The organism is Corallococcus terminator (genome assembly GCF_049194865.1).
Lineage (GTDB): Bacteria > Myxococcota > Myxococcia > Myxococcales > Myxococcaceae > Myxococcus > Myxococcus terminator_A.
In genome coordinates this window covers 116,967-129,463 of record NZ_JBLZWL010000142.1, presented here as the reverse complement: position 1 = coordinate 129,463, position 12,497 = coordinate 116,967, and the positions used below count along the sequence as shown (strand labels likewise).

Sequence of the window (12,497 nt, the reverse complement as noted above, 5' to 3'; positions counted from 1 at the left end):
CGATTCTCGGGGCAAAGCCCCAGGAGAATCCAGGACCCGCCCGTCAGCCTCGCGTCCAGACGAACGGACCGTTGTCCTGGGCCAGGTCCGGGTCGATGAGGTCCGGGACCCAGTCCGCGTCCACGTTGTCGGGACGCGACTCGATCTCCGTGTCCTGGCATTCCGGGATGCCATCCCCATCCACGTCATGCCAGCCATTGAGCATGTCCGAGAGCAGCGCGAAGTCCTCCTTGCGCAGCACCCAGCCGTTGCGTGGGTTGGTGATGGGCGTCCGGTTGTAGAGGATGCCGTTCTCCTCCACGAAGGTCGGGGGGCCTACGAGGTGTTGGGCCAGGTAGACCGGCACGTTGCGTCGGAACAATTCGTTGTAGAAGAGCCCCGGGCTCAGGGCGCGCGGATTGATACGCAGCACGAGCGGCTCATCCGTCCTGAAGATGGGATGATTTTGTGGCCATCGCAGGACTCCGGAGCCCGAGACGTCTCCCGGGAGCGTCTCCAGGAACACGATGGCGTCGTAGCCGCTGAAATCCGCCGTTGCTTCGTTGCCCAGCGCGGAAGAACTCTCCAGAGGGGAGACCTTCACGTCGTATTGGAAGGTGACCGGAGGCAGGACGGAGCGAGGACTGAAGACCTGCTGGGGACCATAGCCAAAGAGCGCCCACGACAACGCGGACCGGACATCCGTCTGGATTTGCGACTTCACCTGCTCGGAGAGGGTGGGGTTCTGGAGAAGCAGGGTCCGGTGAGCTTCGGTGTCGAAGAACACGAACAGGATGCGGAAGGCTCCACACGTCTTCTCGAGCCTGGGCACGGCCTGACGGGTGGACGTCAGGAAGTACCCCTCGTGCTGGTAGAAGTACGGAGGGAAGCAGGTGGGAACATAGTCGGCCAATCCCTCCACCTCGGAGGTGTACGAGAACGCCATGTCCTCGCAGGTGGGGGCGACCACGTGTCTGGTGACCTGTCGGGTCGTGGGGACGAACGCTTCTTCACCGCAGCCCGATAAGAGCGCGCAGGTCGCGGCCAGGGCCACGGTTCGCAGACAGCTTGGTAAGCGGTTCCAGGACATCCGCATGGGCAGGCACTTCCGGGTTCGGTGAAGGACCTCGGGAAGCTACCACGACCCCGGGTGAGGCCGACCCGCGACAGTGACGCGGCGCGGGTCGGCTTCAACGTCGAAGGTTCAGCGAACCTCGAACTCGTAGATTCGCGTCGCCGGGTCGCCGTTCTGGGTCGGCGTCGTAACGTTGAGTTTGATGTAGCGCGCCGACGTCGCGGTGATGGCATGCGTCGAGCTGCTGGCGGTGTTGCTGCTCACCGTGACGGGCGTACTCCACGTGGTCCCGTTGCTTGAGGTCTGGATGGTGAACGCCTTGCTGTTCCAGGTCGTCGACTCACCTCCCGCCCCTGCATGCTTGACGGTGAAGCTGCTGACCGTCTGCGCTGAGCCCAGATCGACCTGCATCCACGCCGCCGCGGCCAGTGAGCAGAACTTGTCGGTGGTGCCGCCCGACACGCTGCCGTTGACCGCCTTGGCCGCCGACTCGTTGTTGTTGCACGCGGTGGAGCTGGTGGTGGGCTTGTTCAACGCCAGGTTGATGAAGCCCCCGCCGACCGACACCGTCTGGGTCTTGGTATGGCTCGCGCCGCCGTTGTCGGTGACGGTCAAGGTGACGTTGTAGTTGCCGGCGGTCGCGTAGGTGCGCGAAGGGTTGGTCGCGGTGGAGGTGCCGCCGTCGCCGAAGTTCCAGCTGCGCGAGGTGATGGTGCCGTCGGCGTCGGTGGAGGCGTCGCTGAAGGTCGCCGTGAGGCTGCTGACGGTGACGCCGAAGTTGGCGACAGGCGGCGTGTTGCCGCTGACCGCGGTGTTGATCGCCGCCGCGTACTGCGCCGTCGTTCCCTGCGCGGTGCACCGCTGGATGTCGTCATACAGCCACATGAAGCCGCCACGGATGCCCGCGCTGGTCTTCCAGCCGCTCATCCGGGTCTGCACCGAGGAGGGGCTGTCGCCCGACGCGCAGCCGTTGCCATGCCTGGACCAGAGGCCCGGGTCCACCGTCATTCCCATCGAGGTGTTCCAGCTCGCCGGGTTGTTGCCGGCGCCGCCGTCGTAGACCTGAAGGTAGATTTTATCGACCGCGCTGCCGAGGTTGTCCTTGAGGTTCCGCCAGAACGTCTGCTGGGTGTACGGCGCGAAAGTGATCTTGTAGCCCTGTCCGATCAGCATCTGCCCGAAGGTCGTGGTCGGTGCGAGGTCGTAGGCGCTCTCGTCATCGAAGTTCACCGCGTCCGCGCCGGTGGCGGCCTTCAGCGCCTGGAAGTTCCGGTACAGGATGCTGTTGCTGCCGGTGCCGCAGACGAGGGTGGTGCCGCAGCCAGTGGCGGTGCCGTTGACCAGTCTGGCCATGCGCTCGAAGTCAGGAACGCTCCAGGCGCCGATGGACACTTCGATGCGATTGATGGAGGTGGGCGCGGTCTTGAGCGTCGCCAGCCGGGTTGGCCACGCGGCATCGCCCATGTAGGCGCCATTCTTGACCACGGGGATGTCGTTGTAGACGAGGTCGCCGTTGTCCTCGATGTGGAAGCTCCACAGCATCACCGTGGTGAAGCCCGAGGCGCGCAGGTCATCCATCACCGCGGTACCACCGGAATAGAACGGGCCGCCGCCGTAGACAGCCGAGGCTGCGTTGGCGGTCGGCGCGGAGGTCGCCAGGGCGAGCGCGGTGAGTGCTGGCAACAGGCGACTGAATAGGGTCGGCGCTGATGGGTTCGATTTCGACATGGAACGGTCCTCTGTATTGAGCGTCGCCAACGTCGGCGAGGGACCCACATTGGGAGCGGCGATTTCACCATGTCAATCTTTGGATTGATTCAAGTCAGGCAAGAACGTTGAAGCATGGGCGGTGGGGTCATGTGTATCCAGGTTGTAAACGCCCTCTGATTTATGAAGACGGCTTTCGCTGGGATAGCTTGTTGTGCAGACTTGGAGAGGGGTAGGAGTTCATCGACGGAGGACACCATGCGGCTCAGAGTGATTGCGCTGTTCATTGCGCTGGGGACCCTTGCCTGCGGAGGCGGCCTGGAGGAGGGCGACGCCGAGCAGTGGGGCACGCAGTCCGCGAGGGTCGTCATCACGACCGAGGACCAGGTCGTGGCACGACTGCCCGCGAGCACGGGGGCCATCTACGGCTACGCGGAGTACCTGCCGCCCGGCTACCTGACGTCTCCTGACACGACCTATCCCGTCATCATCCATCTGAATGGCCTGACGGAGTTCGGCACGTCCACCACGGAGGCGAACCTCTTGGAGGTGGTCACCCGCCATGGGGCGCTGAAGAAGATCCGCACGACGAGCGAGGGCAAGGCGTACTTCGGTCAGAAGCAGGTGCTGGTCTTCTCGCCGCGCGCACCGACGAACTGGGTGCCGGCGGATCTCAACACGTTCGTCGACTTCCTGGTGGCCAACTACCGGGTGGACACCCGGCGCATCTACCTGACGGGCCTCAGCTACGGTGGTTACGGGAGCTGGAAGTATGCGTATGAGTACGGCCACCGGCTGGCCGCGCTGGCGCCCATGGCCACGAACATCGGTGCTCCCGGGCCCACCATCACCAAGCTGTTGAACGTGCCCGTGTGGGCGGTGCACTCGTATGCGGACGGCTCGTCGCTGTCCGCCGAGCGCTCGTGGATGCAGGGCGTGACGAAGAACTATGGGCAGTTCCAGCTGGTGGCGGTGGCGCAGCCGACCGCGACCCAGACCTATCTGTTCCCCGGCGCGGCCAGCCCCACGTGGGTGCCGCAGGCCGGGGTGGTGGCGACCGGAACCGCCATCGCCAGGCTCACCGTGCTGCCGGGCTCTGCCCATGACTGCTGGACGCAGCAGTACAACAACTATGCGTTCTGGGACTGGCTCCTCGCGCAGCAGCGCGCCTCGGTGCCCTGAGCAGGAAACCCCCTCGCCAGGACCTCATGGCGTACTGGCGAGGAGGCTCTGGGTGTATTTCATTGAGCCCGGGCGATACTCCCGGGCACTGCATTCAGGGACTGTCCGAGCAGCCGCGTGGCCAGTTCCCGGAGGGACGGACCGCTCACCACTTCCATCGTGGACAGCTTCACTCCCAGCTGGCCTTCGACCGCCGTGACGATTTCCAGGGCCATGATGGAGTCCATTCCCAGCTCACGGAGGGGCTGGGTGGGATTGAGTGCGCCCTCCTGGGTGCGCATGACCCTCGCGACGATTCGAGAGAGCGTTTGGGTGATGAGCCCGCGTCGGGCGTCCTCGTCCAGGCCCGCGAAGGCGCTCGGCTCGTGGCTCGGGGACTGTGTTGGTGCTTCCATCAGCCCGACGAGGCGACGCGCTCCGCTCCAGGGCACGAGCGCCGCCCCCAGTCTGTGCCAGTCCACGTCCGCGATGGCCAACTGCACCGGAGGGGCGTCCAGTATGCGCCCCATGGCCTGGAGCGCGGCACGGGTGGACAGTCCGCGCAGCCCCAGGTGTTCGAGGTGCTGTGCCACGTTCGCGTTGCGCGCGACGAGCCCCGCTTCACCCAATGCTCCCCACTGGAGCGCTGTCGCCGCCAGGCCTTGCTGACGCCGGTACACCGCGAGCTGGTCCAGGAACGCGTTCGCCGCGACGTAGCTGCCTTGCCCCGCGTTGCCGATGAGCGAGGAGATGGAGGAGAAGAGAATCAGGTGCTCGAGCGGTAACGCGCGGGTCAACAGATGCAGGTTCCAGGCGCCCTGGGCCTTGGCGGCCATCACGCGCTCCAACGAAGCCCGGTCCAGGCGCTCCAGGGGTTTGTCGTCCATCGCGACCGCGCAATGGAAGACGCCTCGCAGCGGCGGGAACTCGGCGTGGAGTCGCGTGAAGACCTGCTCCAGGTCCGAGTACCGGGCCACGTCCGCCGACACTGGGAGAACCCTGACGCCGCGAGTGCTCCAGGCGGCGAGGGCCTCACGAGCCTCCTCTGACTGGGCGCCCCGCCGGCTCACCAGTACCAGGTGCCGTGCGCCTTGCTCCACGAGCCAGCGCGCCACCTCCAGGCCAAACCCTCCGAGGCCACCGGTGACGAGATAGGTGGCGTCGGGTGCAAGTCTCTCACTCCGAGCTGGCGGACGGACACGCAGCTCCGGGTCCTTCAGGGAGATGCACACCTTGCCGATGTGCTTGCCTCTCGCCATGGTCCGGAAGGCTTCCTCCACCTGACTCGCGGGCCAGGAGCGGGAGGGCAGGGGCAGGAAGCTCCCTTCCTCGAAGCGTCGCAGCACCTCCTGGTACAGCTCGCGCACCTCCTCGGGGCGACTCTCCAGGAGCCTGTCGAAGTCCACGGCCGCGTACATCAGGTTCTCGTTGAAGGGCCGCAGGCGGAGCAGCTCGTCCTGCTCGAAGCTGGCCTTGCCCAGCTCGATGAACCGGCCGAAAGGGGCCAGGCAGCCGAGGCTCCGCGTCATGACTTCACCGGGCATGAAGTTCAGCACCACGTCCACGCCGCGCCCGCCCGTCCAGGTGTGGACGTCGTCCGCGAAGCTCACGTCTCGGGAGTTGCTCACGTGCGTGATGCCGTGCTCGCGCAGGTATTGACGCTTCTCCTCACTGCCCGCCGTCGCGATGATGTCCGCGCCGCACCAGCGGGCGACCTCGATGGCCGCGAGCCCGACGCCACCCGTGGCGCCATGGATGAGGACTCGCTCTCCCCGGCGCAGTCGGGCCACTCGAACGAGCGCGTGGTACACGGTCATGAAGACGATGAGATTGGCGCCCTGCTCGAACGACAGGCGCTCGGGGAGCTTCACCACATGCCCGGCGGGCAGCACCACGTGGGAGGCCACGAAGCCAGGGGCGACGCCGTAGACGCGGTCTCCCACCGCGAAGTCCGTCACTCCCGCACCCACAGCGCTGATGCGTCCGGCTGCCTCCATTCCAATGGCGTCGCCGATATAGGTGTTCTGCTTCACGCGCTCGGAGAGCAGCCCCAGGGCCTTCATGATGTCCTTGAATCCCAGGGCGGTGGTCTCGACCTCGATTTCGACTTCACCGGTACCGGGAATGCGCCGCTCGCGAGGCACGAACACGAGCGTGTCGAGTCGCCCTTCCTCTCCGAGCACCAGCTCGTGGCCCATGCCTTCGGGGACTGGCATCAGCGGTGGGCCTTCCGTGAGGGATGGGGAGGCCAGGAACGTGCCGTGGACGAGGCGCGCGGCATGGAACAGCCCATCGCGCTCGGCGACCTCCTGCTCCATGCCGAGCCCCCGCAGGCGGACCAGCAGGGCCTCCACACTCGACGGAGCCGCGTCGAGGTCCATCCAGGTGAGGCGGAGGTCGGGTCGCTCCGTCATGACCGTCCGGGCCAGACCGAGCAGCGGCGCATGTTCCAGCGAAGGCAGGTTCGACTGCCCTCCAACAGGCACTGTCTCGGCGCGGGTAGTGACAAGGTAGTAGCGCTCAATCCGGCCCGCAAGCAGTGACTGGACTCCTCTCAAGAGCGTGTCCGCCGCCTCCGTTCCTCGCTCCACCGGGGTCTCGCTCTCGGGAGGCGAGGCCATCCATCGCAAGTCGACGAGCCGAACGCGCTCCTGTTCCGGCAGCCCTCCGAGCATCGAGTGCAGCGCGGTGGAGTCGGGGACGTGGTGCCAGCCACGCGCGCCTGTCTCCGGCACCGAGCCACCCAGCACCACCCACGTCACCTCTTCATGCACCCCGGGCTCCGAGGGTTCGATTCGCTCCCACTGACGCAGGTACACGGAGCGCTCCAACAGCGCGGCATCGTCCGAGGCGGCCCTTGGTAACAAGCGGCACGTGAAGCCGGTGACTTCGGCCACGACGGTGCCGTCGTCGGACATCAGCGTGATGTCCCCACGCAGGGTGGCTCCGCGCACCGAGAGGAGTCGCCCATGGGCGAACAGCTCTCGCCCCGGGACGCCGAGCACCTGGATGCGCTCGATGCCCGTGGGCACGATGTCGTGATTCGTGTCCTCCGTCGCCGCGGCGATGAGGCTGTGGAACGCGCCATCGAGCAACACGGGATGCAGGTGGTAGCCCCGCTCGTCCACGGAAGAGGGGAGGGACAGCCGCGCGAGCACCTCTCCGGGGGCGCGGTGCAGTGCCGCCACCGCGCGGAAGGACGGGCCGTAGCTCAACCCTCGGCGCTCCAGCGCGGCATAGAGCGTGTGGGTGTCCGTCAGGTCCGACAGTCGCGCTCGGAGCGCCGCGACGCTCACGGTGCGGGCTCCCTGTCCTGCGGAGGCCAGCTTGCCTCGGGCACACACCACGGGCTGCTGCTCCTCGTCCTGCCGCTGGATGTGGAAGGAGGACGTCTCCGACGAGAAGCTCAGTCGCACTCGTGGGCTTGAGTCTTCACGGAGCAGCACCGCCGACGAGAGCTCCAACTCCTCGATGCAGCAGCGCGCATCCCCCGTGAGCGCGTGCCTCGCGGCCAGCGCCAGCTCCACGTGTCCCGCGCCCGGAAAGAGGAGGCTGCCGGCCACTCGATGGTCCGCGAGATAAGGCAGTGCAGCGAGGTTCAGCTCCGCCGTCCACGTAGGGGACGGGCCCTGCTCGGAGTCCACCAGCAGGGGATGACCCACGAAGGCGCGCCGCCGACGCGCGGAGCGCAGGCTCTCCTCCCAGTAGACCTTTCGCTGCCACGGCGTGCGAGGGGCTCCCGAGTAGGCTCCCGCTCCGAAATATCCCGCCCACGAGACACCCGCCCCCAGGACATGAAGTCGTCCGAGCGCGGCGGCCATCGTCTCCTGCTCGGGCGCCTCACGCACGAGCGATGCGATGACCTCTCCGCGTGCCTTGGCCGTGCCCAGCACATCCCGGATGGACGAGGCCAACACCGGATGGGGCCCTATCTCGACGAACGCCCCGTGCCCGTCCTCCACGGCCTGCCGAAGCGCATCCGCGAAGCGCACCGAGCCTCGGACGTTGTTCCACCAGTACGTGGCGTCATGACGCTCGCTCGGCTCCATGCGCCGACCAGACACCGTCGAGTAGATGGGGATGCGAGGCGCGCGCGGTTGGAGCGGTGACAGGGCGGTGAGCAGCTCTCCCTGGAGCGGGTCCATCAGCGGGCTGTGATACGGGACCTCCACCTGGAGGAAGCGGTGGAAGCGCTGGGAGTAGGCCAGCTCGGAGGCCACGCGCTCCAGCGGGGCTCGCTCGCCCGCGAGGGTGACGGAGCGCGCGCTGTTGATGGCCGCGACGGCGATGCCAGGACCGTGACGCTCGACCCACTCGAGCGCTTCGTCCGGCCCGAGTCCCACGGCCAGCATGGCGCCATGCCCCGCCAGCCGTTGCTGGAGCCTGCTGCGATGGAAGGCGGTGAGCAGCGCGTCTCTCAGGTCCAACGCTCCGGAGGCCCACGCCGCGCCGACCTCGCCGATGCTGTGCCCCACCACTGCGTCAGGGATGATTCCCCACGACGCCCACAACCGCGTGAGCGCCACCTGCAACACCGCGTTGGCGGGCTGCGCCACCTCCGTACGGGTGATTCGCGAAGCCGCTGCATCCCGCGTCAGCTCCTCGGCGATGGACCTCCCCGCCAGCTCGCGGAAGAGGACATCACACTCCTCGACGGCGTCGCGGAAGACTCGCTCGGTGGCCAGGAGCTGTCGCCCCATCGCCCACCACTGCGGGCCCATCCCCGTGTAGACGAAGAGGACCTTGCGTCCCTCGGGAGGCTCCGCGACGAAGTCCAGACCGGGGACATCGCGCTGACCGCTCGCGAAGGCGCGCAGGGAGGTCACCAGCGCGTCCCTGCTCGTGCCACGGATGGCCAGTCGGTGGCGCGGGTGCGAGCGATGCACGGCCGCGTCGCGGCAGAGTTGCTCGGGCGTGCCACGCCCTGTCTCCAACCAGGTGGCGTAGCGGCCCGCGAGCGCGGACAGGGCCTCGGGCGACTTCGCGCCCAGGGGCAGCACGAGCGGGCGTCCTTCGGGTCGTCGGGGTGTCAGGGTGGCCACGCGTGGAGGTGGCTCGGACAGGACGACATGCGCGTTGGTGCCCCCGTAGCCGAAGGAGTTCACTCCCGCGATGCGTGGCTCCGTCCCGCGCGGCAACGGCTCCGGACGCGTGGGGATGTGCAGGCCGAGTTCATCGAGCGGAATCTGGGGGTTCACCTTCTCCAGGTGCAGGTGCGGCGGCACGGTGCCGTGCTTGAGGACGAGGGCCGCCTTGATGACACCCGCCATACCCGCCGCTGCTTCCAGGTGGCCCAGGTTCGTCTTCACCGAGCCCATGCGGCAGCGCTCGCCGTCACCGCGTCCCACGCCTGTCACCGTGCCGATGGCTCGCGCTTCGATGGGGTCGCCCACGGGCGTGCCCGTGCCGTGCGCTTCGACATACGAGACGCGCAGCGGGTCGACGCCTGCCTTCGCGTACGCCTCACGCATCACCGCCACCTGCGCTTCCGCGTTGGGCACGGTGATGCCCGGCGTCCGTCCGTCCTGATTCACAGCGGTGCCCAGGATGAGTGAATGGATGGGATTGCCATCGCGAAGGGCGGACGACAGGGGCTTGATGACCAGCACCGCGGCGCCCTCCGCGCGCACGTAGCCGTCGGCCTGGTCGCTGAACGCGTGGCAGCGCCCTCGGGGGGAGAGGAAGCGCCCCTTGGACATGGTGACCTGGGTCTCCGGGAGGAGGAGGACGTTGACGCCTCCAACGAGCGCCGAGTCACTCTCCTTCGCCCACAGGCTCTGACACGCCATATGAAGCGCGACGAGCGAGGACGAGCAGGCCGTGTCCATGGAGACGCTGGGGCCGTGCAAGTCATAGAAGTACGACAGCCGGTTGGAGAGCATCGTCAGCGTGCTCGCCGTCGCCGAGTGGCTGTCGAGCCGCTCCCGGTTGTCCGGGCTCGCGTGCAGGATGAGGTTGTCCATCATGAAGCCGCCGACGAAGACGCCGGTGCGGCTGCCCGCCAGTGAGCCGGGCGGCACTCCCGCGTCCTCGAGCGCCTCCCACGAGACCTCCAGCATCAAGCGCTGCTGTGGGTCCAGGGCATTGGCTTCGCGTGGAGTGATGCCGAAGAAGCCCGGCTCGAACTCGCGGAGGTCCTGCTGGAGCAGGCCCGCGCGCTGCACGGCCGTTCGCCCCGGAGCCTTGCCGGAGGCATCGTGGAACTTCTTCGGGTCCCAGCGCTCCTCGGGGATGTCGACGATGCACTCGCGGCCCTCCATCAGCACCTTCCAGAAGCCGTCCGTGTCCTCGATGCCGCCGGGGAGGCGGCAACCGATGCCGACGATGGCCAGGGGCTCACGCGTGGGCGCCGTGGGAGCACCATTCAGGCCGAAGCGTCGACGCAGCTCCTCGCCAGGCTCCGGGCTTCGCAGCTCATGTCCCAGCACGGTGTGGATGATGCGGGCCGGTGGAATGGTGCCCTTCGCGTCACGGAAGACGGCGCGCACATAGCCCGTGGCCACGGGGCGCTCGGGCTCCGAGGGTCTTCGGAACTCCTGCTGGAAGTAGAGCCAGTGCTCGTCCCAGGCGACCAGTCGGGTGCCCAGTTCGTACTTCTCGAACAGGCGCAGTGAGCCTCGGAACTGGAGCGACGTCTCGCCGACAGGAACGACCCAGCGGTGTTGGAGCAGGTCCGACAGGAGCCCCGCGCGCACGAGCAGGTCCACGCGGCCCAGGTCCATCATCGCCAGATAGCGGCTGTTGTTCATGTGGCCGAAGAGGTCCAGGTCCGTGGGCAGGACGCGCCAGTGCGTGACGCTTTCTTCCAGGGGGGCCAGTCGTCCTCGTGAGGGTCCTCGCAGGAGGGTCTGGAGCAATCGGAGTGAGGGCTTCATGGTGGATCCTTTCGCGCGAGCTAGGAGCGTCCGGGCATGCGCCGGCACAGCGGCTGTCCGGTTCTCGGGCGCCGTCGGAAGTGGTGAGGGAGGTGGGAGGGCTAGCGCGCGACGTCGCCGAGGACGTTGCGCCGCAGGATGATGGAGGCGGCGAGCACGCCGGACATGAGCGACGCGCCGACGCCCACGGAGACGGCGTCCTGCCCGACGAGGAGCAGGTCGCGGATGGGGAGTCGCGAGCGGAGCCAGGGTTGGCGGAAGCGCTCCGGGCTGTGCTCCAGCCCATAGATGGAGCCTCGCGGCCGATGGGCGAAGTGCGCCGTGCTGAGCGGCGTGGACAGCTCCTGGTACTCCACCCGCCCACGAAGCTGGGGGAACTGGTCGAGGACGACGGAGAGCAGGCGCTCGGTGAGCTGGGCCTTGAGGGCCTCGTACTCGGGCCCTCTTCGGTGCCAGCGCGTGCCCTCCCATCGCTCGAACCACTCGTAGGGCGCGGGACACAAGGCGGTGAGCGTGGAGCGTCCCGGGTGTCGCTGGGACCACGCGGGGTCTCTCGCGGACGAGGAGCTCAGGTAGACGACAGGCAGCGGAGCCGAGGCGTCGCTCCTGAACGCGCGCAGGTTCGCGTCATGGTCATACCCGGCATGGACCCAGACGTTGGTGGCGGGCAGGCCCACCTCCTCGGGTGAGCCTCGGATGCCGAGGTACAGGCCGAGGTGCCCGATGGACTGGGGAATCCGTTGGAGTGCCCTCACGGCCTCGGGTGGCCGGCTGCGCTCCGGTAGCAGCACGCCCAGCGTCCGCGCCGCGCCCGCGCCGCTGACGACGTGTCGAGCCAGGAGCTCTTCTCCGTTCGTCAGGCGCACGCCCAGGGCACGACCGTCGCGCACGATGATTTCCTTCACCTCGGCGCGAACGCGAAGCAGTCCTCCGGCGCGGGTGATGACCGGGGTGATGTGTTTCAGGATGCTCCCGGCGCCTCCCACCGGATAGCAGCCGCCCTCCAGGTAGTACTCGGCCACGAGCGCGTGCATGGCGAAGCTGCTGTCTCCAGGCGGAAGGGCGTAGTTGCCCCACTGCCCGGTGAGAACTCCCAGCAGTCGCGAGTCCGACGTGAGTGAGCGCAGCACGTCTCGCGTCGTGCGATTGGAGTGACGCCGGAAGGGCCAGCCGAGCACGGGCCAGGTGAGCGGCGTCAACCAGCGGGGAAGCACGTGCTGGATGAAGTAGCGCTGCGAGGCTCGCTCCACTCCGCGCAGCAGCCCCACGTAGGTGGCGATGGCCTTGCGCTCGGACGGAAAGGCGCGGCCCAGCTCCTCCTGGAATGCCTCCGCGCCGGTGACGAAGTCGTAGCTCCGGTCGCCGAAGACGAGCCGGTCATACACAGGCGCCATGCGCGCCCAGCTGAGCGCACCGTCGGTGACGTAGTCGAAGACCTGCCGCAGTTGCGCGTTCGGGTCATGCAGCTTGCCCAGACAGTGCACGCCGACATCCCACTCATAGCCCTTGCGCTGGAAGGTGTGGGTCATGCCTCCGGCGATGGAGTGTTGCTCCAGCACGAGCACCTTCATGCCGTGCTTCGAGAGGACCGCCGCCGCGCCCAGGCAGCTGATGCCCGAGCCGATGAAGATGGCATCGAAGGACGCACCCGTCGCGAGCGCATCGCCGCGTGGAGGAAGGGAGTTCATGGAGCTGGACCT

5 protein-coding genes are annotated in these 12,497 nt (G+C 67.6%); 1 reads left to right on the top strand and 4 read right to left on the bottom strand.

The window, feature by feature from the left end; genetic code table 11:
• Positions 1-43: 43 nt before the first annotated feature.
• Together ACN469_RS42115 and ACN469_RS42110 are read right to left on the bottom strand one after the other, a co-directional pair.
• Positions 44-949: a hypothetical protein gene (locus ACN469_RS42115; RefSeq protein WP_498777812.1), complete on the bottom strand. Its 906-nt coding sequence runs from the start codon at positions 947-949 to the stop codon at positions 44-46.
• Positions 950-1,183: 234 nt separating this feature from the next.
• On the bottom strand, positions 1,184-2,782 hold the full coding sequence (locus ACN469_RS42110; protein WP_498777810.1) for a PKD domain-containing protein: 1,599 nt from the start codon (positions 2,780-2,782) through the stop codon (positions 1,184-1,186).
• Between the two features lie 237 nt (positions 2,783-3,019).
• On the opposite strand from ACN469_RS42110, the gene ACN469_RS42105 reads away from it, so the two are divergent.
• Positions 3,020-3,943 (top strand): carboxylesterase family protein, encoded by a 924-nt coding sequence (locus ACN469_RS42105; protein WP_498777808.1) that lies wholly within the window; start codon positions 3,020-3,022, stop codon positions 3,941-3,943.
• A 59-nt stretch (positions 3,944-4,002) separates the two neighbouring features.
• Here the strand turns inward: ACN469_RS42105 and ACN469_RS42100 are convergent, their stop codons facing one another.
• A complete protein-coding gene (locus tag ACN469_RS42100; protein WP_498777806.1) occupies positions 4,003-10,797 on the bottom strand; it encodes an SDR family NAD(P)-dependent oxidoreductase in 6,795 nt (2,264 codons plus the stop codon).
• Positions 10,798-10,898: 101 nt separating this feature from the next.
• Complete coding sequence (locus ACN469_RS42095) at positions 10,899-12,485, bottom strand: phytoene desaturase family protein (protein ID WP_498777804.1); 1,587 nt, start codon at positions 12,483-12,485, stop codon at positions 10,899-10,901.
• Positions 12,486-12,497 lie beyond the last annotated feature (12 nt).

Excerpts from the sequence above, each read along its gene's own strand:
- ACN469_RS42095 (WP_498777804.1), bottom strand. The coding sequence starts at position 12,485 with ATGAACTCCCTTCCTCCACGCGGCGATGCGCTCGCGACGGGTGCGTCC.
- ACN469_RS42100 (WP_498777806.1), bottom strand. The coding sequence starts at position 10,797 with ATGAAGCCCTCACTCCGATTGCTCCAGACCCTCCTGCGAGGACCCTCA.
- ACN469_RS42105 (WP_498777808.1), top strand. The coding sequence starts at position 3,020 with ATGCGGCTCAGAGTGATTGCGCTGTTCATTGCGCTGGGGACCCTTGCC.
- ACN469_RS42110 (WP_498777810.1), bottom strand. The coding sequence starts at position 2,782 with ATGTCGAAATCGAACCCATCAGCGCCGACCCTATTCAGTCGCCTGTTG.